This window comes from Roseomonas fluvialis, assembly GCF_022846615.1.
Taxonomy (GTDB): Bacteria; Pseudomonadota; Alphaproteobacteria; order Acetobacterales; family Acetobacteraceae; genus Neoroseomonas; species Neoroseomonas fluvialis.
On the sequence record NZ_AP025637.1, the window covers coordinates 2,115,510 to 2,138,351 of the forward strand.

The window sequence follows — 22,842 nt, forward strand, 5'->3', positions numbered from 1 at the left end:
GTCTCACGCCGCGCGGGCGGCGCGTTCGCCGAAGATGTGGTCGCGGATGCGGCGTGCGCAGCGCTGGAACTCATCGCTTCCCTCCTGGTCGAAGGATCGTGGGCGGGACAGGTCCACCTGCACCACGTCCACGATGCGGCCTGGCCGCGGGGACATCACCACCACGCGGTCGGCGAGAAGAACGGCTTCCGGGATCGAATGCGTGACGAACAGCACGCCCATCTTCCGCGCCGCCCACAGGCGCAGCAGCTCGATCGACATTTCCTCGCGCGTCAGCGCATCGAGCGCGCCGAAAGGTTCGTCCATCAGCAGCAGCCGCGGGTCCTGCAAAAGGGCACGGCAGATCGCCACGCGCTGCTGCATGCCGCCCGAGAGCTCGCGGGGGAGTTTCGATTCGAACCCTGCAAGGCCCGCAGTCGCCAGCAGCTTCCGCGCGCGCTCCTCGGTATCGCTCGCCATGCGCCCCATCAGCCGCAGCGGAAAGGTCACGTTGCGCAGCACATCCGCCCAGGGCAGCAGCGTCGCGGCCTGGAACACCATGGCGGTCTCGGCGCGCGGGGTGGTCACGCGCGACCCGTCGATCAGCGTGGCTCCGCCGCTCGGCGGCACCAGCCCGGCCGCGAGCCGCAGCAGCGTCGACTTCCCGCAACCCGAGGCGCCGACGATGGCGACGAACTCGCCCTCCTTCACCTCGAGCGATACGTCGCGCAGGGCTTCCACGGCCGCACCGTCGCGGCCGCGGAAGGTCTTGGAGATGCCTTCGAACCGGATCACGGCAGCAGGCTGGTGTCGACCGCCTGGCGGTAGTCCCAGGCCGGGTCGATCTGCTGCGACGCCGCCACCTGTTCCCAAGTGAAGCGCAGCCGCTCCGGGTCCTGCCGGCCGAGCCCGGTCTGCCGCGCGTGATCGGTGAAGACATAGGACATGGTGGCGCGCAGCGAGCCCTGGCAGTCATCCAGTTCGACCTCGCGGTTGCGCTGCACGTGCAGGCGGCAGGCTTCCTCCTGATTCGCATTCGCCCAGGTCAGGGCGTTGGTCGCCCCACGCAGGAATCGGCGTACCAGGTCGGGGTTGCGCTGGATCGTCTCGTCGGTGGCCATCAGCGTGGTGGCGTAGATCGCGAAGCCCGTCTCGACGAAGGGCAGCACCACGATCTCCTCGCCCGCCCGCTGCGCCGCCTTGTTCTGGTAGTAGTGGTGGATCGCGAAGAAGGGCGCCGCATCGAGCCGGCGGCTGATCAGCAGCGCCGCCATCGCCGAGGCATCCGTGTTCACCCACACGATACGGTCGGGGTTGGTGCCGGCGCGGCGCGCTACCTCGGGGAAATACAGACGGTGGCTGTTGCCCGGCGTGATGCCGATGCGCCGCCCCTCCAGCCCCTGGAAATTCGTGATGCCGGAGGACCGCAGCACGAACATCGAATGCGGCGAATGCGTGTAGATCTGCATGATGGCGCGCACCGGCGTGTTCTGCCTGGCGCGCGCCGCCATCACCGCGCTGATGTCGGCCACGCCGAAGGCCGCGGTGCCCGCCGCCACCTTGTTGACCGTGTCGCCAGAGCCGTAGCCGCGGGTCAGCGAGATCTCGATCCCCTGCTCCCGCCAGGCGCCGCGCGCCGCACCCGAGAAGTACGCCGCGTGTTCCCCCGTGGGGATCCAATCGAGTTGCAGCAGAACCCTGTCCTGGGCGCGGGCAGCCGGTGCGGCCAAGGCCGCGAGCGCGAACAGCCCGGCCGCGATGCAGTTGCGCATCATCGTCCGTCTCCCTGTTTCGTTTGCTGCCGCGCGGCGTAGTCCCGGATGCGAAGCAGACGACGAAACGGACAGTCGCGCAACCCGCTACGTGTTGGCGCCCGACAGCGCTGCGATGACCGCCTGGGTGACCTGGTCGGTTGTCGCATTGCCACCAAGGTCGGGCGTCAGCACATCGCCGCGCGCGGTCACGACTTCCACCGCACGCATCAGGCGCTGCGCGGCGGCGGGTTCGCCCAGATGGTCCAGCATCATCGCCGCCGTCCAGAAGGACCCGAGCGGATTAGCGATGCCCTTGCCGGTGATGTCGAAGGCCGAGCCATGGATCGGTTCGAACATCGACGGGCGGCGCCGCTGTGGGTCGATGTTGCCGGTCGCGCCGATGCCGAGCGACCCGGCCAGAGCGGAGGCCAAGTCTGACAGGATATCCGCATGCAGGTTGGTGGCGACGACAGTGTCGATCGTGCCTGGCTTCATCACCATGCGCGCGGTCATCGCATCGACCAGCATCTTGTCCACCGTCAGCGCGGGATATTGCGCGGTGACCTCGGCGCAGACCTCGTCCCACATCACCATGCCGTGGCGCTGCGCGTTGGACTTGGTGACCACCGTGAGCAGTTTGCGGGGGCGCGACATCGCGACCTCGCAGGCATGGCGGCAGATTCGCGCGACGCCCTCGCGCGTGAAGACCGCGACATCCATCGCGACCTCGATCGGCAGACCGCGATGGGCGCGCCCGCCGACGCCGGCGTATTCGCCCTCGCTGTTCTCGCGCACGATTACCCAGTCGATCTGGCGGCCGAGATCCTCGCGCAGCGGGCCGCGCACGCCGGGCAGCAGGCGGGTGGGCCGCACATTCGCGTACTGGTCGAAGCCCTGGCAGATCGCCAGCCGCAGTTCCCACAGGGTGATGTGGTCGGGAATGTCGGGCGCGCCGACCGCGCCGAAGAAGATGGCGTCGAAGCCCTCGAGTGCCTTCAGCCCGTCCTCCGGCATCATCTTGCCGGTGCGGCGATACAATTCGCTGCCCCAGTCGAAGGTTTCGAAGGCGACGGAGAAGCCGCCCTGCGCCGCCGCGGTCGCTTCCAGCACGCGGCAGCCCGCGGCGATCACCTCGGGTCCGATCCCGTCGCCCCCGATGGCGGCGATCCTGTGCTGGCGCATGCGTTGTCCTCCTGTCCGGGTGCCCGTTTCGCGCGCGGCGGCGCGGCGCGCAAGCCCTCAGCGGCGCAGGCGTAGGTCCATCCCGCGCGCCTTCCAGCCGGCCTCGATGGCATCGAGGTCGAGCAACCCCGCCGGGTTCGCGCGCGACGGCCGCGTGTGCTGCGTTGGTTCCGCCTGCACGCGCCACAGCGCCAGCAAGCGGGAGAGTTCGACCAGCGGATCGGGGTGGTCGTCCACGCGCAGGTTGATGTCGGGGAAATCCTCGGTGGTCGTGATCATCAACGCGGCGGATTGGCGGCCGCGCTTGTCGCCGCCCTCGGCCTGGCCGGCGTGCAGCGCTTCCATCAGCCGTTCCGCGAAGGGCAGGTCGGTGCGCGCGGCAAAGACGTCGGCGGTGGCGTCGATCACGCGGCCATTCGCCAGCATGTTACCGGCGACCGAAAAGCCCTCGCCGGCGACCGACCCGCACCATTCCACGCAGTTGTCTCCGGTATGCGCGGCGACACGGCCCGCCGCATCGACCACATGGATCTGTCGCAGCCCGCGCCCCTCGTCGCCCGCCAGCGCGCTGTCCAGCGCCAGGCGCGGCGAGAGCCCGCGCGCTAGCGCCTCCAGCACCGCGGGGCCGAGGTAGCGGTTGCTCATCGATTGCGTGGACACCGCACCCACGCCGGTGCGGATGAACGGGCAGGCGGCACCCACTGCCAGGTTGCAGGTGGTGACCGCGACAGCGAAGGCGCCGGTCGAGGGATCATGCGCGACGATGGACCAGGTCATGGGCGGGCGGCTCCGTGCTGCTCGCCCAGTTTGCACCGTCGCGCCGCTGTTGACAGCAGGCCGCCCGGCCGCCGATGACAGCACCAATCAACGGGAGGACCAACGCCATGACCATCCGCCTCACGCGCCGTGCCATCGGCCTGGCAGCCGCCGCCCTGCCGGGCCTGGCGCATGCGCAGGCCGCCGCCTGGCCGTCCGGCCAGGTGCGCCTTGTCGTGCCCTTCGGCGCCGGTGGCGCAGTGGATACGCTGTCGCGCGCGGTGGCGAATGCCTTCGGTCCGCATTCCAACGGACACCCCATGGTGGTCGAGAACCGCTCGGGTGCCGGCGGGTCGATCGCCGGGCAGTTCACCGCGCAGTCGCGCCCGGACGGGCAGACGCTGATGATGGCGGACCTCGGTGCCAATGCGATCGGCAAGCTGCTGCAGCCGGGCCTCGCCTACGACCCCGCCACCGCCTTTACGCCCATCATCCACCTGGTGAACCTGCCGATCGTGGTGATCGTCCCGGCGGCGAGCCGCGTGCGCACGGTCGATGACCTGGCGGCGCTGGCGCGCTCGCGCGCGGATGGCATCCCCTATGCATCGCCGGGCGTCGGGCATGTCAGCCACTTGGCTTCGGAACTGCTGGCACAGAAGGCCGGCGTGAAGTTCACCGCGGTGCACTATCGCAGTGGCGCCGACGTGCTGCGGAGCGTGATCGCCGGCGAGACGGAGTTCTCCTTCCCCTCGGTCTCCACCGCGCTGCCCTTCATCCGCGAGGAGAAGGTGCGCGCGATTGCCATCGGCACGCCGCGCCCGGTCGCAGCGCTTCCCGGCGTGCCCGCGGTGGCGGCGCGCTTCCCGGGCTTCGAGGCGATGACCTGGCACGGCATCTCGGGCCCAGCCGGCATGGATGCGGCGCTCACGCAGCGCATCAACGCCGCCTTCCGCGCCATCATCACCAGCGCCGAGGTGAAGTCCTTCGTCGAGACGCGCCAGGCGGCCGAGGTGGTGGCCGGCACGCCGGCGGAATTCGCCGCACTGGTCGCCGGCGACATCGCGAAGTGGGGCCCGGTGATCCGCGAGGGCAACATCCGCGCCGAGTGATGCGTCGGCCCGCTTCCACCCGGAAGCAGGCCGATGAGGCTTCAGCAGCCGAGCTTGTCCGCCAGCTCCTCGAAGCTGCCGGCGATCGTGTCCCACTCCTGTTCGGCGCGGGTGTCGGTGGATTGTTCGGGGCCGTGCTCGGTCGGGCGCAGCACGAAGGCGGTGGCGAGCCCCGCCTTGCGCGCCGCCGCCAGGTCGCCGTTGTGGGCGGCGACCAGCGCGACCTCGCTCGGCGCCAGGCCGAGGATCTCGGCCGTGCGGAGGTACGCCTCCGGCTGTGGCTTGTAGGCGCGGGCGGGTTCGGCACCCAGGATGGCATCCCAGGGAATGCCCGCGCGCTTGGCCATGTTCGCCAGCAGCAGGATGTTGCCGTTGGACAGCGGCGCGATGAAGCGGCGCGACTTCAGCCGGATCAGCCCGGGGATGGTATCGGGCCAGGGGTCGAGGCGATGCCAGGCGCGGTTCAGCCACTGGCGATCGGCCTCGTCCGCCGTGATGCTGTGGTCCGCGAGCAGCGCATCGAGGTTCTCGCGGTGCAGCACATCCAACCGCGTGAAGGGACGCCGGCCGGAACGCACTTCCTCCATCGCCGGCTGGTAGCGCCGCCGCCAGGCATCGGCGAAGGCGTGCGGATCGACATCGCCGCGGCCATGCTTCGCGAGGACGGTCTTCGCATCCCGCGCGATGCCGGTGCGCCAGTCCACGACGGTGCCGAACACGTCGAAGACCAGCGCCTTCACGCCAGGCAGCGCGCTCATTCGGCGGCCTTCGCGGCTTCAGGCTGCGCCCAGCGCTGGTCGAAATCCCAGACTTCCGGGAAGCCCATCAGCTCCGTCATGCGCTTGAAACCGTAGGATTCGCCGATGGCGATGCTGTCGCCATGCTGCTTCAGGTGGCCGTACACACGCTCCATGGCCGCGGCCATCGCGAGGAAGCCCACCGCCGGATAGATCGCGATGGCGTAGCCGATCGCGGCCAGCGTCGCCGCCGGCAGCAGCGGCGTGCGCCCGCCCTCGACCATGTTGGCGAGCAGCGGCTTGGAAATGGCCTTGCCGATCGCGCGCATCTCCGCCTCGCTCTCGGGGCTTTCGATGAACACCACGTCGGCGCCCGCATCTCCGAACATCAGGCCGCGGCGGATCGCTTCCTCAAGCCCCAGCGTGGTGCGCGCATCGGTGCGTGCGACGATCAGGAAGTCGGGGCTCACGCGCGCCTCGGCGGCGACCTTGATCTTGAGCACCATCTCCTCGGCCGGGATGACGCGGCGGCCGGGCGTATGGCCGCACTTCTTCGGGATTTCCTGGTCCTCCAGCTGGATTCCGGAGATGCCGGCGGCCTCGTAGCCCATCACGGTGTGGCGCACGTTCAGCAGCCCGCCATAGCCGGTATCGGCATCGGCGATCATCGGCGTGCGCACGCCGCGCGCCATCTGGCCCATGCGCGCGACCATGTCGGTGTAGGTCGCGATGCCCGCATCCGGCACGCCCAGATGCGAGGCAACGGTGCCGAAGCCGGTGCCGTAGAGGCAGTCGAAGCCCATGCCGTCGGCGACCTTGGCCGAGATCATGTCGAAGATGCCTGGCGCGACGATGAACTTCCTCTGCGCGAAAGCCTGGCGGAGTGCCGGATGTGCCATGGTGGTTCGGTCCTATTGCTGCGATCGGATGTGGCCGGCCTGCGCGGCGGCGGCCCAGATGCGGTCGTCGCGCTGCATCGCTTCCAGCAGCGCCGGGGCGGGGCGGAAATCGCGCTCGACGCCGAGTGCGACCAGCCGCTGTTGGAAGGCGGCGTCGTCGAACACGCGCTGCACCGTGGCGCCGATGCTCGCGGCCAGCGCCGGGTCCATGCGCGGCGGTGCGAGCATCGCGACCCAGCCCGACAGGTCGAATTCCGCGACACCCTGTTCGGCGGCGGTCGGTACGTCGGGGAAGAAGGCGGAACGCTGCGCCGTCGAGACCGCCAGGATGCGCACGCGCCCGGTCTGCATGTGCGGCGCGGCGCTGACGGTGCTGGTCCAGCCCGTCGGCAGGTGCCCCGCGACGATGTCGTTCATCAACTGCCCGCCGGAGCGATACGCCACATCGGGCATGTCCACGCCGGCGCGGCGCGCGAGCTCCTGGCCGATGAAGGAGGACAGCGCCTCGGTGCTGCCGGTACCGACACGGCCCGGGTTGCGCTTCGCGTAGTCGATCATGGCGCGCAGGCTGTCGAAGGGCTGGTTCGCGCCCGCCACCAGCACCATCGTGTTGCGCGTCAGCATCGCGATCGGCGTGAAGTCGCGCACCGCGTCATAGGGCATCGAGGGCAGGTGATAGCGGTTCATCACATGCGTCGAGACCACTACCAGCAGCGTGTGCCCGTCGGGCTCGGCACGCGCCACGGCCTCCGATCCCACGACCCCGGCGGCACCGGCGCGGTTCTCGACCACGAAGGGCTGCGGCAGGGTCGGGCGCAGCGCCTCCCCCAGCGCACGCGCCAGGATGTCGGTGCCGCCGGAGGCCGCATAGGGCACGATCACGCGCACCGGGCGCGAGGGCCAGGTGCCCTGCGCGCGCAGCCGCGCGGGAAGCGCCAGGGCGGCGGGGGCGAGCAGCAGGTGGCGGCGGCGCGGACTCATGTCGTTTCTCCCTGGGGCGGACATTCCTCCGTCGGGGCGCCCCTGTAAACGCCCCGCATTCCGGGCCAGGATCGCCCCCACCACACCGGAAGGACACGCCCCATGCCCGCCACCGACATCGCCGCCATCGAGGCCGTTCTGCACACCTATTTCGATGGGCTGCACGAGGGCGACACGGCGAAGCTCGACGCCGCCTTCCACCCCTGCGCGCACCTGTATTCCGACAAGGACGGCACGGTGCAGGACCTGCCGCGCGAGCAATGGTTCGAATGGGTGCGCAACCGCCCCAACCCCAAGGCGCAGGGCCTGGCCCGCGACGACCGGGTGCTGATGATCGACCAGCCCGGCCCGGAACTCGCGATGGCCAAGGTGAACTGCCAGATCCCGCCGCGCTACTTCACCGACTACCTGGTGCTGCTGAAGACGGCCCAGGGCTGGAAGATCGTCAGCAAGGTGTTCCGCGCCGACGTGCGCGAATAGGTCAGTCCGACCGCGCGGTGTTCGCGCGGCCAAGGTCGCGCTGGATCGCCGCGGTGTCGTAGTATTCGCGGAACTCCGCGACACGACCGCCATCGACGCGCAGCACATCCACCTTGGTGTAGCCGGCCTCCGACCCATCCGCGTGGTAGCGCACGCGGATCGACGCCAGCACCGTCGCCCAAGCGCCATCGGCCAGGATGCGTTCGATGTCGTAGGCGGTGATGGTGCAGATCCCGGACAGGGCGGCGAAATACGCGCTGACACCCGCATGTCCTCGCCAGGCGCCGCACCAGGGCAGCGGCGCCTGCGCCACCGAATGCCAGTCGATGTCCTCGGCGAGGCTGGACATCACCGTCGGCATGTCGCCGGCGCGATACGCATCATACAGCGCCGTGATCAGTGCCCGGGTAGCCTCGGTCTGCATGCGCGCCTCCGTCCGGTTGGGGAACGGAGGCTCGCGCGCCGGGGCGCCCGCGATCAAGCGTTCAATCGACCCGCGCGCCGGAGGCGCGGACGATCGGCACCCATTTGTCGATCTCGGACGCGATGAAGGCGCGCGTGGCGTCGGGCGTCATGCCATTGGGGATGGTGTTGCCGAGCGCGATCAGCCGGTCGCGCACCTCGGGCGTGCGCAGCACCTCGGTGATCTGTTCATACAGGAACTGGCGGATCGGCGCCGGCGTGCCGAGCGTGGCGGACCACGGCGTCCAGGTGGTGGCCTGGAAGTCGGGCAGGCCGGCCTCGGCGCTCGTCGGCACGTCAGGGATCATTGCCGAACGCTGCGGCGTCGCGATCACCAGGCCACGCACCTGGCCGGCGCGGATGGGTTCCGTCACGAAGGAGATGGTGTCTGCCTGGAACGCCGTGCGCCCGGCCAGCAGGTCCTGGAAGGCCGCGGCGGATCCGCGATAGGGGACGTGCTGCGCCTGCGCGCCCATCAGGTGCAGCATCAGCGCGGCTGCGATGTGCCCCGTGGTGCCATTGCCTGAGGAGCCGAAATCGAAGCGGTTCGGATTGGCCGCGAGCTGGGCGCGGAATTCCGCGAGCGTGCGCGCCGGGAAATTGTTGTTCACCACCAGCACGATCGCCGAATGGCTGGAGATGGTGATGTGGTCCACGCCGGTCAGCGGATGCACGCGCAGCCGGTCGCCATACAGCCCGACATTCAGCGTATGCGACCCCAGCGCGCCGACCAGCAGCGTGTAGCCATCGGGCGGGGTCTGCGCGACCGTCTCGAAGGCTACCGTGCCGCCGCCTGATGGGCGGTTCTCCACCACGAATTGCTGGCCGAGGCGCTGCGACAGGCCGGTCGCGACCAGGCGCGCATTGATGTCGGCATTGCCGCCCGGGGCGAGGGCGACGACGATGCGCACCGGCCGGTTCGGGTAGTCGGTGCCCGGCGCGCGCGGTTGCGCGAAGGCCGGCAGCGCGGCCAGCGCCATCGCGGCGCCGAGGAGCGTCCTGCGGATCATGTTCGTTGTCCTCCCGTTCGTTCAGGCGATGCTATGTTCGAGGATGCCGACGCGCTCGACTTCCATGCGCAGCCGGTCGCCGGATTTCAGGTAGCGCGGCGGGTCGCGGAAATGCCCGACGCCCGCGGGCGTTCCCGTCGCGATGACGTCGCCCGGTTCCAGCGTCATGTAGCGCGACAGGAACGCGATCAGCGTCGTGACCGGGAAGATCAGGTCGCGCGTATTGCCGTGCTGCACTTCCTCCCCGTTCAGACAGCAGCGGATATCGAGCGCCCAGGGCTCGCCCACCTCATCCGCCGTCGCAATGCAGGGACCGATCGGGCAGAAACCATCCATGCCCTTGGCAAAGGACGTCATGGCCAGCGGCACGTCGAACTGGAATTCGCGCGCGCTGATGTCGTCCAGAACGGTGTAGCCGGCGACGTATTCGAGTGCGACGCCCTCGCTCACATCCTTCGCGCGGCGGCCGATCACGACGCCGAGCTCCGCTTCCCAATCCGGCTTCTTCACCGCGGGCGGGATGCGCACCGCCGCGCCAGGGCCGACCACCGACGAGGCAGGCTTGAGGAAGATGCGCGGTGCTTCAAGCTTTGGCCCGCCCACCTCCTTCGCGTGGTCACCGTAGTTGCGCCCGACGCCCAGGATCTTGCCCGGCTTCAGCGGTGCGAGCAGCCGTGCTGCCGAGAGTGGCGCACGCAGCGCCGCGTTGTCCGACCGTGCTGCGAAGGCCAGCGCGCGCGCGGCCGCGACCATCGCGGCCTCATCGGCGATCAGCGCCACCATGTCGTCGGGGATGATGTCGGTGGGGACTTCCCCGGCGGCACGCTGCGCGGCGGCCAAGGCCGGGCGTAGCGCCACCACGCTGTCGCCCACCAGCCCGCCCAGCACCCGGCCTTCCAGCGTGACCAGCCTCATGCCGCCAGCGCCGCGTAGTCGAGGCTCGCCATCACCTGCACGCGCAGGATGAAGCGCGGCTCGTCCGGGCCGTAATCGGCCACCGCATTGTGCAGCGTGCCGATATTGTCCCACATCAGCACGTCGCCCTCGTTCCATTCGTGCTCGTAGAAGAACTTCTCCTGCGCCTGGTGGCGGAACAGGTAGTCGAGCAGCGCATCGGATTCCGTACGCTCCATGCCCTCGATGTGCATGGCATAGCCGGAATTGCAGTAGAGCACGCGCCGCCCCGTGATCGGATGCACGCGCACCATGGGCTGGGAGACCGGCGGCTTCTTCGCGCGCTGCTCGGGCGTGAGCGGCCCGCGGATGGAACCGGGGCGGATGCGCATCATGTCCCAGAACTTCACGAAGTCATGGAGGGCGTTACGGCCTTCGATGCGTTGCTTCACCTCCGCCGGCAGGTCGTCATACGCCGCGTGCATGTTGCGGAACTGCGTGCAGCCGATCGCGCGGCCGTCGCGCCGCGGCACGCGCTTGGCATGCAGGACGTTGGCCAGCGCGATCTCCTTCGAATAGGACATGTCGGTGTGCCAACCCTGGCCGGCATCCGACAGGCCCATCGGCTTGCCCGCCGCATCCTTCATGTTCGACAGGTGCATCACTTCCGGATGCCCTTCGGCGTGGAACAGGTTCGCGACATTGACTTCCAGGTCGCCGAAGCGCGACCCGAAGGCCGACAGCGCGCCCGCATCCAGGTCCTGCCCCGGGAAGCACAGCACCCCGTACTGGCCGAGCGCGCGCAGTACCGTGCGGAAATCATCCGGCGCCAGCGGCCGAGCGAGGTCGATACCTGCCACGCGTGCGCCCAGCCCGGCATTGTTCGGGGTAATCTTCATGGGACGTTCCTCGGCGTTCCTGGACCCAAGGGTGCGACGCACCCCGCTGGACGTCAACGCACCGCGGCGGCTTCCGTCGTGCCCGCGGGCAGGGCAGCATGGCGGCATGTGGAACACCCTGGACAAGCCGCGCATCGTCGTGGTCGGCGGCGGCATCGTTGGGCTTTGCGTTGCCTGGCACCTGGCCTGGCGCGGGCTGAAGCCGATCGTGATCGAAGCGCGCAAGCCGCACGCTGCCTATACCGGCAATGCCGGCGCCATCAGCCATGGATCGGTCGCACCGTTGGCAATGCCCGGCGTCTTGCGCCAGGTGCCCAAGATGCTGACCGACCGCGAGGGCGCGCTGCATATCCCGGTTCGCTACTGGCTGCGTGCGATGCCCTGGCTTGCCCGCTTCGTGGCCTCGGCGCGGCCTGCACAGGTGGAGGCGGCGGCCGGCGCGATGGCCTCGCTGCTGTTCGGCGCGCTGGAGCGCCACCGGGAGATCCTCGCGGAGGAGGACGCGCTCGACCTGATACGCCAGGAAGGGCAGCTCTACGTCTATCGCTCGCCCGAACAGATGGCGAAGGACGAGCCCGCGCTGGCCCTGCGCCGCCGGCACGGGCAGCGGATGGAAGTGCTGGACCGCGCCGCGCTGGCCGCACTCGAGCCCGAGGTGTCGGACGCCTACACCGCCGCGCTGTTCCTGCCCGACCACGGGTCATCGGTGAACCCGGCGCGTTTCGCGCGCGTGGTGGCCGATGGCGTGCGGCGCATGGGCGGGGAGATCCGCAAGGGCGAGGTGCGCGCGCTGCGCACCGAGGGCCGGCGCGTGACGGGTGTGGTCACCGATGCCGGCGATGTCGATGCCGACCGCGTGGTGCTGGCGGCGGGTGCGTGGTCGGCGCGGCTGCTCGCGCCGCTCGGCATCAAGGTGCCGCTCGAAACACAGCGCGGCTATCACGTGATGCTGCCCGACGCCGGCGTGCGGATCGGGCGCGTCATCTCGCCCTATGACCGCAAGGTGTTCATCTCGCCGATGGAGGAGGGGCTGCGCGTGGCCGGCACGGTCGAGTTCGGCGGCCTGGACGCACCGCCCAACGAGGCGCGCGCCCAACTGCTGCTGAAGGATCTGCGCGCCGTGTTCCCGGAGGTCCGCACCGAAGGTGCGACGACCTGGATGGGCCATCGCCCCTGCCTGCCCGACAGCCTGCCCGTGATGGGGCCGGTCAAGGCGTGGGATGGCCTCTGGTGCGCCTTCGGCCATGGCCATCTGGGCCTGACCGGGTCCGCCCCGACCGGCGCCCTGGTGGCCTCGGCGCTGGCCGGTGAACGCCCCAACTTCGACTTCGCGCCCTTCGGCGTCGAACGCTTCCGCTGACCTGCGCTACGCGCGCGAGACCTGCCACGCCGCCAGCACCGCGATCGCCGCCGGCACCGCGAAATTCGCCGCAAGGATCGGAAGTTCCTGCATCACCGTGTAGCCGGCGCGGCTGACGCCGACCCACAGGTTCACGGTGGCGACGATCAGCCAGGCCGGCAGGAACACCTTGGCCCCGGTGGCCACGCCCGCCAGGCTGTGCCCCCAGAGCCAACCGAACAAAAGGAACACACCGAGCAGCAGGATCCCTGCGAGCATGACCATCAGCATGTGCATCGGCGCGACGTCCTTCCCATGGGCTGCCGAGCATATCGCAGGGCGTGGCGAAGGCGAGGCATCGCGCTACGCGGCCAGGTGCAGGATCTCCTCGAGGTCGGCCGCCCCGCGCACCGGGCGCGGATTGGTCGCGATCGGCGCATCGCCGGTCCACCGCGCCGCGAGCCCGGGAATGTCACCGGGCCCGATACCCTGTTCCGACAGCCGCGTCGGCAGGCCGAGCCCGCGCACGAAGGCCTCGATCGCCGGTCCCGCTTCCTCGCCGCCCAGGATATGCGCCAGGTCCCGCTGTCGGCCTTCGTTGACCGGTGCGTTCCAGCGCATCACCGCGTGCAGCATCAGGCAGGACGTGATGCCGTGCGGCACGCCCTTTGCCGCACCCAGGATATAGCCGATCCCGTGGCTTGCCCCGACCGGTACGCCCGACCAGCCCCCCATCACCGAGAGCCACATCGCCTGCTGGCACAGCGCGCGCGCGTCGAGGTCGTGGGCGTGGCGGTGTACGCGTGGCAGGCCTTCGGCCAGCATCAGCATTGCCTGGCGCGAGACGGCGTCGGAGAAGGCCTGCGGTTCGGTCGAGCACCAGCGCTCCGCCGCATGGTCCAGCGCGCGGATGCCGGAGGAGAGCAGCAGTTCGGCCGGCGTCTCGAGCGTGGCGGCCGGATCGAGGATGACCGCGCGCGGCACCATCCAGGGATCGAGCGCGCGGTACTTCCGCCCCGCGACGAGGTCCGTGTAGCCCGCATGCGGTGCGAATTCCGCGGCCGACAGCGTGGTGGGAATGGCGACCATGCGCGGGGCGGGCGGCGCGCCATCCCAGTGGCCCGGTGCGGCGCCGCGCGATGCCGCGGCGGCGACCAGTTCGCCGGCATCGGCGATGCCGCGCCACACCGCGAGGCAGGCCACCTTCGACCCGTCGATCACCGACCCGCCGCCGAGCGCCACCACCAGGTCGGCATCGCTGTCGCGCAGCAGCGCGGCGAGGGCCAGCACGTCCTCGACCGGGCTATGCGCGCGCATGGTGGCGAAGGTACCGGCCAGCCGCGCACCGATCGCCGCGGTGGCGGACGCGACCAGCGCACCGCCGGCCAGGGATCGCGTCGTGACCAGCACCACGCGCGACGCATCCGCGATTTCGCGCGGCAAGGCGTCGACCAGCGCCGCGCCATGGTGCACGCGGCCCTGCGCGGGCCATTGATGCAGATGCGCGCCCATTCCTGCGTCCTCCATGCGTGCCGGAAGGATGCGGTGGCGGGCGCGCGCCGGCAACTACTCCGCGGCCAGCGCCGCCTGGCGTGGCGGCACCAGGTGCCGGACGCGCGGCGCGACCTCCGACTGCAGCAGGCCGAGCGAAGTCTTCCACGCCTCGCTGCTCTCCATGTAGTCGAAGCCGAAGACCAGCAACTGGCCGAAGCCGCCGACTTCCTCGTAGATGCGCTCGATCTTCTCCGCGACGGTCTTCGGGCTGCCGATGATCCAGTTGTGCTTCGCGCAGTAGTCCACCGTCACGTCGGAATCCGGCACCGAAGGGTCGTGCTTCAGGTAGTCCTTGAAGCCGAATTGCGCGAGCAACTGCAGGAAGTATTCGCCCATCATGCGGCCCATGTGGGATCCCACCGACAGGCGCCAGGCTTCCTCGTCGGTCTCGGCGACGAAGACCTCGCGCACCAGGCGCCAGTCACCGCGCCAGGGCGTGCGGCCGGATTTGCGCGCACCGGCCTCGACGCTGTCCCAGTGCGATGACACGTAGGCCGGGTTCAGGTTCAGCGAGAGCGGCAGGAAGCCCCTTTCTCCGGCGAGCTTCAGCGTGTCGGAATTCTTCGACAGGCCGGCCACGCCGATCGGCGGATGCGGCGCCTGCACCGGCTTGATGTGGGGCTTCAGGAACCCGAACATCGTGCCCGGCTTGTCGACCTTCCAGAACTTCCCTTCGTAGTGGAAGGGTTCGTCCTCGCTCCAGAGGCGGAGGATGATGTCGAGCGCCTCGCGCGTCATGTCGCGGTTCGCCCCCGACATGCCGTCCACGTTGAACATCGCCCAGTCCGACGGCAGGCCTGATGCAGCGATGCCGAAGTTCAGCCGGCCCTCGCTCAGGTGATCCAGCATCGCGACACGGTTCGCGAGTTCGGCCGGGTGATGGTAGGGCAGCAGGAAGCCGCCGGGCCCGATGCGCAGGCGCTTGGTCTGCAGCAGCGCCTGCGCGATCAGCAGGTCAGGCGCCGGATGCGGTTCCCAGGGCGCGGTGTGATGCTCGCCGATCCAGGCTTCGGAGAAGCCCATCTCGTCGAGCCAGCGCAGCACCTGCAGGTCCCAGTCGTGGCCTTCCTTGAGGCCGCGCTCGGGCGGGTGCGACGGCATGGCGAAATAGCCGAATTCCATGGTGCGGTTCCTCCTCCGGATCTTGTCGTTGGAGGAAGCATCGCGCCGCATCGCGGCAGCCTGCAACCATGAAGCGAGTGATCGCGGATGAATTCCCCGTCAACCGCGCCCGGCGCGATCCGCCGCATTGCGCGCCTTGATCCGTGCGCGCGCCTCCTCCCACTGCGCGTCCGACCAGGCGAGCGCGTCGTGGAACCCCCCGCCCGCGGTCATCCAGTTGCCGCCATCGAGCGCGATGGTCTCGCCATTGATCCAGACCGGGCTGAGCAGGAAGGCGGCCAGGTCGCCGATATCCTCCGCGGTGCCCACGCGCCGCATCGGGTTGGTCGCGGCGGCGCGGTGTTCGGGGCTGTTCTCCCCGGGCCGCAGGCGCGCGAGCATGCCCTCGGTCGGGATCAGCCCCGGTGCGATCGCGTTCAGTCGGATGCCGTGCCGCCCCCATTCCACGGCGAGCGATTTCGTCATGGCATCCACGCCCGCCTTCGACATGGCGGAGGGCACCACGAAGGGCGCGCCGGTGCGCACCCAGGTGACGATGATCGACACCACTGCGCCGCCGGTGCCGTCCGCGATCCATCGCTTTCCCACCGCCTGCGTCACCTGGAAGGTGCCGTGGAAGACGATGTCGGCAATGGCGTGGAAGGCGCGCGGCGAAAGGTCCTCGGTGCGGCTGACGAAGTTGCCCGCCGCGTTGTTGACCAGGTGCGTGGCGGGGCGGCCTTCGTCCCACATGGCGGCGATGGCGGCGTCCACCGCTTCGGGGTCCTTGATGTCCACGGCGCGGGCATGGGCGCGGCCGGGATGCGCAGCGTTCATCGCGGCGGCCGCGGTGGCGAGAACATCACCACGCCGGCCCCAGATCTCGACGCTGGCGCCGAGTTCGATCAGGCGCTCGGCCATCATCCGGCCCAGGCCCGTGCCGCCGCCGGTGACCAGCACGCGCGCGCCGTCGAACAGCCCAGCGCGAAACATCGCCGCTACTCCGCCGCGGCGTGGAAGCGCGTGAAGTCGGGCTTGCGCTTCTCCTGGAAGGCGGCAACGGCCTCGGCGGCTTCCGGGCCGCGCAGCAGGGCGCCGAAGCGGGCGAATTCCTCGGTCATGTGGGCCGAGAGCGCGTCCTCGCCGGATTGGCGCAGCAGCCGCTTCGTCACGGCCATGGCGGCGGGCGGCTTGGCGGCGAGGCGGCGCGCGATGCCCTCCGCCGTCGCCATCAGCGCATCCACCGGCACCACGGCATTCACGATGCCCGCGCGCAGCGCTGTGGCCGGCGGGAAGGCGTCGCCCAGCATCAGCAATTCATTCGCCAACAACTGCCCACCACGCTGCGGCACCAGCAGCGAGGATCCGCCCTCCGGGCATAGGCCCAGATCGACGAAGGGCATGCGGAAGACGGCGTTCTCCGCGGCGTAGACGACATCGCAATGCAGCAGCAGCGTGGTGCCGATGCCCACCGCATAGCCGGCAACGGCCGCCACCACCGGCTTCGGGCAGGCGCGCAGCGCCGCCAGGAATTCCCGCGCCGGGGAGGGCACATCCGCCGCCTGGTCACCGCGCGCCTTGAAGTCGCCGACGTCGTTGCCGGAGGTGAAGCACTCCGTCCCGCCGGTGATCAGCACGGCGCGCACCGTCGATGCGCCGGCCGCATCGCGCAACGCGGCCGCCATCGCGCCGTACATGCCGCGTGTCAGCGCGTTCTTCTTCTCCGGCCGGGCGATGCGGATGGTGCGCAGCCCGGCATCGTCGGTGACCTCGATCTCGCTCATGGCGTTCCTCCGATGGCGTTCAGACCATGATCGGCGGAACCGCCTCCGCGATCCAGCGCGCAATCGCGACGGCGCGTTCATCCTGGTGTGGCTGCGTGGTGATGGAGATACCCAGCGGCAACCCGTCCACCGCCATGCGCGGCACCGTCACGACCGGGCAGCCCAGCCCCGAGGACGCCGTGTTCATGATCGGATTGCCCGTGGTGTGCAGGATGCGGTTGGACGATCCGCCGGTATCGCCCGGCATCGGCGTGGGGCCGCAGGCGGGCAGGCCGATGAAGCCATCGACCTCGCCGGCCATCGCGGCCTGGGCGCGGCGCATCTCCTCGCGCTGCAGCAGCCGCATGCGGTATTGCGCCAGCGTGACTGAGCAGCCCAGTTCGAAGCGCGCCTTCAGGCTCTCGCTCAGCGCATCGGGGTTCTTCGCCATCATGTTCGCGACCGACCAGGCGCTTTCGTAGGCGCAGACGTCGGTGGCCAGGCCCATCGCCCCCATTACGCGCTGCTCCAGCGCCTCGAGCAGCGGATGGTCGCCGCGGCGCAGGATCGCGATACCCTGCGCGCGCAGCACATCCAGCGCCTGCTCGAAGGCGGCGATCGCCTTGGGCTCGGCCACCGCCCAGCCCTCGGTTTCCAGCACCGCCAGGCGCCGCGGCACCACCGGCGCCGGCGGGTCCTCCCGCGTGAAGTACAGCCCCGGCGCGCCGGGATCGCCGCCCACGCGCTTCACGATCTCGACAGCGATCTGCCACATGTCCTGCGCGCTACCCGCATGGATGCCGACGGTCGATTGGCTGAAGCCCTGGCGTTCCCCGCGATTGATGCCGCCCTGGGTCGGCTTCAGCGCCCAGTTCGCGTTGAACGATGCCGGGCGGATGACGCTGCCCAGCACCTGCGTGCCGATCGCCGCCGGCAGCATGCGCGCGCTGATCACCGCACCCGAGCCTGACGACGATCCGCCCGGCGTTCGGCGCAGGTCGAAGGGGTGGCGCGTCGGCCCGGGATGCGACATGCCCAGTTCGGTGGTCACCGTCTTGCCCACGATCACCGCGCCGGCCTGGCGTAGCGCCTGCACCAGCGCGCTGTCGCGGCCCGGCCGGTTTCCCTTGTAGAAGGCGCTGCCCATCTCGGTCGGCAGGTCGCGGGTCTCCAGCAGGTCCTTCACGCCGATCGGCAGCCCGTCGATGGGCGACAGCGGTGCACCTGCCTTGTAGCGCGCCGCGCTGGCATCCGCCGCTTCGCGCGCACCGGCCTCGTTCAACGACGCGAAGGCCATGACCTGCGGCTCGACCTCCGCAATGGTCGCGAGGCAGCGTTCCAGATAGGCGCGCGGCGTATCGGACCCGTCGCGGAAGCCCGGCACCGCGTCGTGGAAGGTCAGCGGGCGAAAGCCATCCGGCGAATAGGTTTGCGGCGCAGGCAGGGGCATGGGGCGTCTCCTCGGATACACCATGCTTGCGCCCGCCCCGGCGCTTAGCAAGGTCATCGGGCTGACAGCGCCACCGCCTGGCGCGACGACGCGCGCCGGCCGGAGGTGCGACATGCCACGGCGCGTGATGATGGTGACGTGTGGATCGCGTGGCATCGGCTCGGCGACTGCGGTGCTTGCGGCGCAGCGCGACACGCTGACGATCGGCCTGTCGCTCGAGGTCGGCACCAACGGCATCCGCGTCAACGCCGTCAATCCCGGCCTGATCGACACCGAGATTTACGCCGCCGCCTGCGCGACCCCGACCGCGCGGCTTGTAACCGAGCGTTGCACCGCCCATGTCCAGTGGAATGCGCAGTCCGCAGCGGCCCGGCCCATTGTGGCGAGGCAAGCAGCTGCCCCACCGAACTGACCCGCGCGCCTGAGGTGCGGCCATGGCCCAGCCCTGAAGGAACGCGATGCCCGTCCTCGGCGTCCATCACGTCACGACGTATCGATACCGCCAGCCGGTCGCCTTCGGCGAGCACCGGATGATGTTCCGCCCGCGCGAGGGCCACGACCAGCGGCTGATCGAAGCGAAGCTCAAGATCACGCCCGAACCGGCCGAACTGCGCTGGCAGCACGATGTCTTCGGCAACAGCGTGGGCATCGCTCGCTTTACCGGGCGCGCGCGGGAATTGTGCTTCGACAGCCGCGTGCTGCTGGAGCACGCGCCGGTGAATGCGCTGGACTACCCGATCGGGCAGGACGCCGAGACCTACCCCTTCACCTACGATGTCGAGGACATGCCCGACCTCGCGCGGTCGATCGAGCGGCAATACGCCGACCCCGACCACGATGTCGAACGCTGGGCGCGCAGCTTCATCCGGCGCGATGGCGCCACGGGCACGCGGGACCTGCTCTCGGCGATGACCCACGGCGTGCGGCAGCGCTTCACCTACATCGCGCGCAGCGAGCGCGGCGTGCAGGAACCCCTGGTGACGATGCGCCTGGGCAGCGGCACCTGCCGCGACTTCGCGGTCTTCATGATCGAGGCGCTGCGCGCGCTCGGCCTCGCGGCGCGTTTCGTCTCCGGATACATCTATGGCGGGGCGCGCGGCGGCCGCATCGGCGGCGGCGCGACGCATGCCTGGCTGCGGGTCTATGTGCCCGGCGCCGGCTGGGTCGAACTCGACCCGACCAACGGCATCATCGGCAATCGCGACCTGATCCGCGTGGCCGTCGCCCGCGACCATCGGCAGGTGCTGCCGCTGCACGGGACATGGACAGGGTTTCCTGCCGACGATCTCGGCATGACCGTCCAGGTGCATGTCACGGAAGCCGAAACGGGATCGTGACTCCGCCGACGCGAAACCTGCGCGCCCCGCCGGCGTCTTGCCCAACGGAGCATCCCCGGATGCGTCGCACCCCTTCATAAGGACGTCATTATGCGGATCAGCGCCGGCTGCCAGATCGTCTACGACTGCCCACAACCGACGCCGATGCTGCTCATGGTCTCGCCGTATCCCGCGCGTGCCGTGGATCTGGTGGGTCCGCACGAGGTCGCCTTCGATCCGCCGATCCCATCCAGGTCCTACATCGACAGCTTCGGCAATGCCTGCACGCGCATCGTCGCCCCGACCGGCCGCCTGACGATCGCAACACGGCTGGTGATCGAGGATTCCGGCCTGCCGGACCCGGTCGAGCGCGCCGCCTGGCAGCGCACGATCGAGGACCTGCCGGACGACATGCTGATCTATCTGCTCGGCAGCCGGTATTGCGACACCGATCGCCTCTCGGATGTCGCCTGGTCGCTGTTCGGCCAGGGGCCTGGCGGCTGGGACAGGGTGCAGGCGATCTGCGACTACGTTCACCACCATATCACCTTCGGCTACGAGCACGCCCGCGCGACGCGCACGGCATCGGAGGCCTTCGCCGAGCGCCGCGGCGTCTGCCGCGACTACGCGCACCTGGCCATCGCGCTGTGCCGCTGCGTGAACATCCCCGCGCGCTACTGCACGGGCTACCTGGGCGACATCGGCATGCCGCCGCCCTATGGCCCGATGGATTTCGCCGCCTGGTTCGAGGTGTTTCTCGACGACCGCTGGCACACCTTCGACGCACGCAACAACCAGCCGCGCATCGGGCGCATCCTGATGGCGCGCGGGCGCGACGCGACCGACGTGGCGATCGCGACGACCTTCGGCCCCTGCACCCTTGCGGGCTTCAGCGTGTTCACCGACGAGATGACGGCATAGGCAGCCTGCGGCGCTGCGCCGGAGACGACCTTCCTGCGCTGCCTGCCCGGGCCTACCGGCCCCTGGCGTCTGCTGCGAACCCGCGGCAGGACAGCCCGGGCGACCCCGCCCTCAGGCGGCGGCCAGCACCGGCTTGCGGGCCGCGCAGAATTCCTCGACCGCGGCCACGAAGCGCGCGCAATCGGCATCGGTGACCGGCAGCATCAGCGCCACCATGCCCCGCCGCGCCAGGTAGATGCCCGCCGCCAGCATGTCGAAGAAGAACAACTCGCGCATCTGCTCCTCCGCCACGCTCGCCTTGTACGGCGCGGTGACCGGGCCGGGGCGGAAATGCGGGCTCAGCATCGACCCCGTGCCGGTGAAGTGCACCGCGACGCCGTGCCGCGCGCAAGCCGCGTTGACCGAGGCCTTCAGCGCCTCGCCCCGCGCGAAAAGTGCCTCGGCGGCGGCTTCGTCGAAGATCTCGCCGAGTGCCACGCAGCCGGCCGCCATCGACAGCACATTGTTGTTGAAGGTGCCGGCATGGGGCATGGCCCCGGCGCGATGGCCGTCGAACATCGCCATGATGTCGCGCCGCCCGCCGAAGGCACCGAAGGACATGCCGCCGGCCATGTATTTGCCGAAGGTTGTCATGTCCGGCGTGACGCCCATGCGCTGCTGCAGGCCGCCGAAGCCGTGGCGCGATGTCATCACCTCGTCGAACACCAGCACGGCGCCGGTCTCGGTGCAGGCTTCGCGGAGCGCGATCAGGAATTCCCGCGTGGCCGGGATGCAGCCGGCGGACCCTTGCATGGGCTCGACGATCACCGCCGCCAGCGCGTCGCCCGCCTCGCGGATCGCGCGCGCCGCGCCCTCGGCGTCGTTGTAGTCGGCGAAGCGCATCGGGATCGGCAGGTTGACCGGGCTGGTCGGCACGCCGACCGGGAAGGTGAAGACGCCGCCATGGTAGCCGCCGCGGAACGCCAGCACCTCGGTACGCCCGGTGAAGCCGCGCGCCCCGGCCAGCGCCATGATGTTGGCTTCCGTGCCGGAATTGGTGAAGCGCACCTGCTCGACCGAAGGAAACCGTGCGCAGATCAGTGCCGCGAGCTTGCCTTCGTTCTCGCCCACCGCGGCCAGGTTCACGCCGTGGTCCATCGCCGCCTTCACGGCATCGAGGATGCGGTGTTCCGAATGGCCGAACAGGCCGGCCGTGTATTCGCCGCAGAAATCGACGTAGTCGCGCCCGTCCGCGTCCCACACACGCGCGCCTTCGCCGCGCACCATGGCGGTGGGGAAGGGGGTGTAGAACAGCACCGTGCGGGTATTGCCGCCGGGCATGACCTCGCGCGCCCTGGCATGGATCGCCGCGCTGCGCGGGCGTGCGGCCGAATACGCCTCCCGCGCCTCGACCAGCGCGGCCTCGAGGTCGGAATTGCGCGGGTCGCGCGGGGCGTCGAGCGGGCTCATGGGGCATCTCTCCGACGGGGTCGCGAAGGCTCGCGCCGGCGTCCCGGCGCGTCAACCGGAAACGGGGTTGCGGCGGGGCGTGGCGGGGCTAGGCTTGCCGGCATGGCAACCGTGTATGGCATGGCGCCGTCCGGCAATTGCTGGAAGGTGGCGCAGATCCTCCGCCTCGTGGACATGCCCTTCCGCTGGGTCGAGGTCGACACCAATGGCGGGGAGACCCGCCGGCCGGAATTCCTTGCCCGCAACCCCTTCGGCAAGGTGCCGGTGCTGGAACTCGACGACGGCACGGTGCTGGTGGAATCGAACGCCATCGTGCTGCATGTCGCCGAGGGCACGCCCTGGCTCCCCGCCCCGGGCCTGGCGCGCACCCGCGTGATGGAATGGCTGTTCTTCGAGCAATACAGCCACGAGCCGTACATCGCCGTGGCGCGCAACATCCGCGCCTACCTCGGCACCGCCGCGCAGAATGCCGAACGCCTGGCGCGCTGCGACGAGGCCGGCGCGCGCGCGCTGGACGCGATGGAACATCGCCTCGCGCGGCACGACTGGCTGACCGATGCCGGGCCGACCGTCGCCGACCTGGCGCTGTTCGCCTACACGCATGTGGCGGATGAGGGTGGCTTCGACCTGGCGCGCTGGCCGGGCGTGCTGGCCTGGGTCGCGCGCCTCGCGGCGCTGCCCGGCATGGTCACGCTGAAGCGCGCATGATGCACGACCTGGCATGGCGTGCATGACGCACGACTTGGGATGGCGTGCATGACGCACGACTTGGGATGGCGTGCATGACGCACGACTTGGGATGGCGTG

Annotated in this window: 25 protein-coding genes; 7 read left to right on the forward strand and 18 right to left on the reverse strand. The window is 70.0% G+C overall.

Going from position 1 to position 22,842, the window contains the following annotated elements; genetic code table 11:
* Nucleotides 1-3: 3 nt before the first annotated feature.
* The 4 genes from MWM08_RS10265 to MWM08_RS10280 all read right to left on the reverse strand — a co-directional run bounded on the left by MWM08_RS10265 (nucleotide 4) and on the right by MWM08_RS10280 (nucleotide 3,692).
* Nucleotides 4-774: an ABC transporter ATP-binding protein gene (locus MWM08_RS10265; protein WP_244459343.1), complete on the reverse strand. Its 771-nt coding sequence runs from the start codon at nucleotides 772-774 to the stop codon at nucleotides 4-6.
* The gene (locus tag MWM08_RS10270; protein WP_244459344.1) at nucleotides 771-1,754 is read right to left on the reverse strand and encodes an ABC transporter substrate-binding protein; all 984 of its coding nucleotides are present in this window, start codon (nucleotides 1,752-1,754) and stop codon (nucleotides 771-773) included. Before MWM08_RS10270 ends, MWM08_RS10265 begins: the two co-directional genes overlap by 4 nt.
* Nucleotides 1,755-1,838: 84 nt before the next feature.
* The gene (locus MWM08_RS10275) at nucleotides 1,839-2,915 is read right to left on the reverse strand and encodes a tartrate dehydrogenase (RefSeq protein WP_244459345.1); all 1,077 of its coding nucleotides are present in this window, start codon (nucleotides 2,913-2,915) and stop codon (nucleotides 1,839-1,841) included.
* Between the two features lie 57 nt (nucleotides 2,916-2,972).
* Nucleotides 2,973-3,692 carry a DUF1028 domain-containing protein gene (locus MWM08_RS10280; RefSeq protein ID WP_244459346.1) on the reverse strand — a complete coding sequence of 240 codons (720 nt, stop codon included), beginning with the start codon at nucleotides 3,690-3,692 and terminating at the stop codon, nucleotides 2,973-2,975.
* Between the two features lie 107 nt (nucleotides 3,693-3,799).
* On the opposite strand from MWM08_RS10280, the gene MWM08_RS10285 reads away from it, so the two are divergent.
* Nucleotides 3,800-4,780, forward strand: coding sequence for a Bug family tripartite tricarboxylate transporter substrate binding protein (locus MWM08_RS10285; protein ID WP_244459347.1), 981 nt, complete (start codon nucleotides 3,800-3,802; stop codon nucleotides 4,778-4,780).
* Nucleotides 4,781-4,821: 41 nt separating this feature from the next.
* Here MWM08_RS10285 and MWM08_RS10290 read toward each other — a convergent pair whose 3' ends face one another.
* The 3 genes from MWM08_RS10290 to MWM08_RS10300 are packed head-to-tail and all read right to left on the reverse strand — an operon-like array spanning nucleotide 4,822 to nucleotide 7,397.
* Nucleotides 4,822-5,538, reverse strand: coding sequence for a haloacid dehalogenase type II (locus MWM08_RS10290; RefSeq protein WP_244459348.1), 717 nt, complete (start codon nucleotides 5,536-5,538; stop codon nucleotides 4,822-4,824).
* Nucleotides 5,535-6,416 (reverse strand): isocitrate lyase/PEP mutase family protein, encoded by an 882-nt coding sequence (locus MWM08_RS10295; protein WP_244459349.1) that lies wholly within the window; start codon nucleotides 6,414-6,416, stop codon nucleotides 5,535-5,537. Before MWM08_RS10295 ends, MWM08_RS10290 begins: the two co-directional genes overlap by 4 nt.
* Before the next feature lie 12 nt (nucleotides 6,417-6,428).
* On the reverse strand, nucleotides 6,429-7,397 hold the full coding sequence (locus MWM08_RS10300; RefSeq protein ID WP_244459350.1) for a Bug family tripartite tricarboxylate transporter substrate binding protein: 969 nt from the start codon (nucleotides 7,395-7,397) through the stop codon (nucleotides 6,429-6,431).
* 102 nt (nucleotides 7,398-7,499) lie between these two features.
* On the opposite strand from MWM08_RS10300, the gene MWM08_RS10305 reads away from it, so the two are divergent.
* Nucleotides 7,500-7,877, forward strand: coding sequence for a nuclear transport factor 2 family protein (locus MWM08_RS10305; protein WP_244459351.1), 378 nt, complete (start codon nucleotides 7,500-7,502; stop codon nucleotides 7,875-7,877).
* Nucleotide 7,878: 1 nt separating this feature from the next.
* Here MWM08_RS10305 and MWM08_RS10310 read toward each other — a convergent pair whose 3' ends face one another.
* The 4 genes from MWM08_RS10310 to MWM08_RS10325 form a co-directional block, all read right to left on the reverse strand.
* Nucleotides 7,879-8,301 (reverse strand): nuclear transport factor 2 family protein, encoded by a 423-nt coding sequence (locus MWM08_RS10310; RefSeq protein ID WP_244459352.1) that lies wholly within the window; start codon nucleotides 8,299-8,301, stop codon nucleotides 7,879-7,881.
* Between the two features lie 61 nt (nucleotides 8,302-8,362).
* The gene (locus MWM08_RS10315) at nucleotides 8,363-9,349 is read right to left on the reverse strand and encodes a Bug family tripartite tricarboxylate transporter substrate binding protein (protein WP_244459353.1); all 987 of its coding nucleotides are present in this window, start codon (nucleotides 9,347-9,349) and stop codon (nucleotides 8,363-8,365) included.
* Between the two features lie 21 nt (nucleotides 9,350-9,370).
* Entirely contained in the window at nucleotides 9,371-10,264 is an 894-nt protein-coding gene (locus MWM08_RS10320) for a fumarylacetoacetate hydrolase family protein (RefSeq protein ID WP_244459354.1), read from the reverse strand.
* Complete coding sequence (locus MWM08_RS10325) at nucleotides 10,261-11,142, reverse strand: TauD/TfdA dioxygenase family protein (RefSeq protein WP_244459355.1); 882 nt, start codon at nucleotides 11,140-11,142, stop codon at nucleotides 10,261-10,263. Before MWM08_RS10325 ends, MWM08_RS10320 begins: the two co-directional genes overlap by 4 nt.
* Before the next feature lie 106 nt (nucleotides 11,143-11,248).
* Between MWM08_RS10325 and MWM08_RS10330 the strand changes: the two genes are divergently transcribed.
* Nucleotides 11,249-12,502 carry an NAD(P)/FAD-dependent oxidoreductase gene (locus MWM08_RS10330; RefSeq protein ID WP_244459356.1) on the forward strand — a complete coding sequence of 418 codons (1,254 nt, stop codon included), beginning with the start codon at nucleotides 11,249-11,251 and terminating at the stop codon, nucleotides 12,500-12,502.
* A 6-nt stretch (nucleotides 12,503-12,508) separates the two neighbouring features.
* Here MWM08_RS10330 and MWM08_RS10335 read toward each other — a convergent pair whose 3' ends face one another.
* The 6 genes from MWM08_RS10335 to MWM08_RS10360 all read right to left on the reverse strand — a co-directional run bounded on the left by MWM08_RS10335 (nucleotide 12,509) and on the right by MWM08_RS10360 (nucleotide 18,349).
* Entirely contained in the window at nucleotides 12,509-12,778 is a 270-nt protein-coding gene (locus MWM08_RS10335; RefSeq protein ID WP_244459357.1) for a hypothetical protein, read from the reverse strand.
* A 66-nt stretch (nucleotides 12,779-12,844) separates the two neighbouring features.
* Nucleotides 12,845-14,008, reverse strand: a complete 1,164-nt coding sequence (locus tag MWM08_RS10340) for an iron-containing alcohol dehydrogenase (RefSeq protein WP_244459358.1) — start codon at nucleotides 14,006-14,008, stop codon at nucleotides 12,845-12,847.
* 39 nt (nucleotides 14,009-14,047) lie between these two features.
* On the reverse strand, nucleotides 14,048-15,157 hold the full coding sequence (locus tag MWM08_RS10345; protein ID WP_244459359.1) for an LLM class flavin-dependent oxidoreductase: 1,110 nt from the start codon (nucleotides 15,155-15,157) through the stop codon (nucleotides 14,048-14,050).
* 99 nt (nucleotides 15,158-15,256) lie between these two features.
* Nucleotides 15,257-16,129 carry an SDR family oxidoreductase gene (locus MWM08_RS10350; RefSeq protein ID WP_244459360.1) on the reverse strand — a complete coding sequence of 291 codons (873 nt, stop codon included), beginning with the start codon at nucleotides 16,127-16,129 and terminating at the stop codon, nucleotides 15,257-15,259.
* 5 nt (nucleotides 16,130-16,134) lie between these two features.
* Nucleotides 16,135-16,920, reverse strand: a complete 786-nt coding sequence (locus tag MWM08_RS10355; protein ID WP_244459361.1) for an enoyl-CoA hydratase-related protein — start codon at nucleotides 16,918-16,920, stop codon at nucleotides 16,135-16,137.
* 19 nt (nucleotides 16,921-16,939) lie between these two features.
* The gene (locus tag MWM08_RS10360; protein ID WP_244459362.1) at nucleotides 16,940-18,349 is read right to left on the reverse strand and encodes an amidase; all 1,410 of its coding nucleotides are present in this window, start codon (nucleotides 18,347-18,349) and stop codon (nucleotides 16,940-16,942) included.
* 124 nt (nucleotides 18,350-18,473) lie between these two features.
* Here MWM08_RS10360 and MWM08_RS26465 point away from each other — a divergent pair, with 124 nt between their 5' ends.
* The 3 genes from MWM08_RS26465 to MWM08_RS10375 all read left to right on the forward strand — a co-directional run bounded on the left by MWM08_RS26465 (nucleotide 18,474) and on the right by MWM08_RS10375 (nucleotide 20,586).
* A complete protein-coding gene (locus tag MWM08_RS26465; protein WP_341482864.1) occupies nucleotides 18,474-18,761 on the forward strand; it encodes a hypothetical protein in 288 nt (95 codons plus the stop codon).
* Between the two features lie 46 nt (nucleotides 18,762-18,807).
* Nucleotides 18,808-19,686 (forward strand): transglutaminase family protein, encoded by an 879-nt coding sequence (locus MWM08_RS10370; protein WP_244459363.1) that lies wholly within the window; start codon nucleotides 18,808-18,810, stop codon nucleotides 19,684-19,686.
* A gap of 90 nt (nucleotides 19,687-19,776) precedes the next feature.
* Nucleotides 19,777-20,586: a transglutaminase-like domain-containing protein gene (locus MWM08_RS10375; protein ID WP_244459364.1), complete on the forward strand. Its 810-nt coding sequence runs from the start codon at nucleotides 19,777-19,779 to the stop codon at nucleotides 20,584-20,586.
* A gap of 111 nt (nucleotides 20,587-20,697) precedes the next feature.
* Here MWM08_RS10375 and MWM08_RS10380 read toward each other — a convergent pair whose 3' ends face one another.
* A complete protein-coding gene (locus tag MWM08_RS10380; RefSeq protein WP_244459365.1) occupies nucleotides 20,698-22,035 on the reverse strand; it encodes an aspartate aminotransferase family protein in 1,338 nt (445 codons plus the stop codon).
* Between the two features lie 102 nt (nucleotides 22,036-22,137).
* Here MWM08_RS10380 and MWM08_RS10385 point away from each other — a divergent pair, with 102 nt between their 5' ends.
* The gene (locus tag MWM08_RS10385) at nucleotides 22,138-22,743 is read left to right on the forward strand and encodes a glutathione S-transferase family protein (RefSeq protein ID WP_244459366.1); all 606 of its coding nucleotides are present in this window, start codon (nucleotides 22,138-22,140) and stop codon (nucleotides 22,741-22,743) included.
* Nucleotides 22,744-22,842 lie beyond the last annotated feature (99 nt).

What these genes read in the sequence shown, in the direction of transcription:
- MWM08_RS10275 (WP_244459345.1), bottom strand. Translation starts at nt 2,915, where the DNA reads ATGCGCCAGCACAGGATCGCCGCCATCGGGGGCGACGGGATCGGACCC.
- MWM08_RS10320 (WP_244459354.1), bottom strand. Translation starts at nt 10,264, where the DNA reads ATGAGGCTGGTCACGCTGGAAGGCCGGGTGCTGGGCGGGCTGGTGGGC.
- MWM08_RS10285 (WP_244459347.1), top strand. Translation starts at nt 3,800, where the DNA reads ATGACCATCCGCCTCACGCGCCGTGCCATCGGCCTGGCAGCCGCCGCC.
- MWM08_RS10355 (WP_244459361.1), bottom strand. Translation starts at nt 16,920, where the DNA reads ATGAGCGAGATCGAGGTCACCGACGATGCCGGGCTGCGCACCATCCGC.
- MWM08_RS10300 (WP_244459350.1), bottom strand. Translation starts at nt 7,397, where the DNA reads ATGAGTCCGCGCCGCCGCCACCTGCTGCTCGCCCCCGCCGCCCTGGCG.
- MWM08_RS10310 (WP_244459352.1), bottom strand. Translation starts at nt 8,301, where the DNA reads ATGCAGACCGAGGCTACCCGGGCACTGATCACGGCGCTGTATGATGCG.
- MWM08_RS10305 (WP_244459351.1), top strand. Translation starts at nt 7,500, where the DNA reads ATGCCCGCCACCGACATCGCCGCCATCGAGGCCGTTCTGCACACCTAT.
- MWM08_RS10370 (WP_244459363.1), top strand. Translation starts at nt 18,808, where the DNA reads ATGCCCGTCCTCGGCGTCCATCACGTCACGACGTATCGATACCGCCAG.
- MWM08_RS10380 (WP_244459365.1), bottom strand. Translation starts at nt 22,035, where the DNA reads ATGAGCCCGCTCGACGCCCCGCGCGACCCGCGCAATTCCGACCTCGAG.
- MWM08_RS10315 (WP_244459353.1), bottom strand. Translation starts at nt 9,349, where the DNA reads ATGATCCGCAGGACGCTCCTCGGCGCCGCGATGGCGCTGGCCGCGCTG.
- MWM08_RS10375 (WP_244459364.1), top strand. Translation starts at nt 19,777, where the DNA reads ATGCGGATCAGCGCCGGCTGCCAGATCGTCTACGACTGCCCACAACCG.
- MWM08_RS10345 (WP_244459359.1), bottom strand. Translation starts at nt 15,157, where the DNA reads ATGGAATTCGGCTATTTCGCCATGCCGTCGCACCCGCCCGAGCGCGGC.
- MWM08_RS10290 (WP_244459348.1), bottom strand. Translation starts at nt 5,538, where the DNA reads ATGAGCGCGCTGCCTGGCGTGAAGGCGCTGGTCTTCGACGTGTTCGGC.
- MWM08_RS10350 (WP_244459360.1), bottom strand. Translation starts at nt 16,129, where the DNA reads ATGTTTCGCGCTGGGCTGTTCGACGGCGCGCGCGTGCTGGTCACCGGC.
- MWM08_RS10270 (WP_244459344.1), bottom strand. Translation starts at nt 1,754, where the DNA reads ATGATGCGCAACTGCATCGCGGCCGGGCTGTTCGCGCTCGCGGCCTTG.
- MWM08_RS10335 (WP_244459357.1), bottom strand. Translation starts at nt 12,778, where the DNA reads ATGCACATGCTGATGGTCATGCTCGCAGGGATCCTGCTGCTCGGTGTG.
- MWM08_RS10295 (WP_244459349.1), bottom strand. Translation starts at nt 6,416, where the DNA reads ATGGCACATCCGGCACTCCGCCAGGCTTTCGCGCAGAGGAAGTTCATC.
- MWM08_RS10280 (WP_244459346.1), bottom strand. Translation starts at nt 3,692, where the DNA reads ATGACCTGGTCCATCGTCGCGCATGATCCCTCGACCGGCGCCTTCGCT.
- MWM08_RS10385 (WP_244459366.1), top strand. Translation starts at nt 22,138, where the DNA reads ATGGCAACCGTGTATGGCATGGCGCCGTCCGGCAATTGCTGGAAGGTG.
- MWM08_RS10330 (WP_244459356.1), top strand. Translation starts at nt 11,249, where the DNA reads ATGTGGAACACCCTGGACAAGCCGCGCATCGTCGTGGTCGGCGGCGGC.
- MWM08_RS10325 (WP_244459355.1), bottom strand. Translation starts at nt 11,142, where the DNA reads ATGAAGATTACCCCGAACAATGCCGGGCTGGGCGCACGCGTGGCAGGT.
- MWM08_RS10360 (WP_244459362.1), bottom strand. Translation starts at nt 18,349, where the DNA reads ATGCCCCTGCCTGCGCCGCAAACCTATTCGCCGGATGGCTTTCGCCCG.
- MWM08_RS10340 (WP_244459358.1), bottom strand. Translation starts at nt 14,008, where the DNA reads ATGGAGGACGCAGGAATGGGCGCGCATCTGCATCAATGGCCCGCGCAG.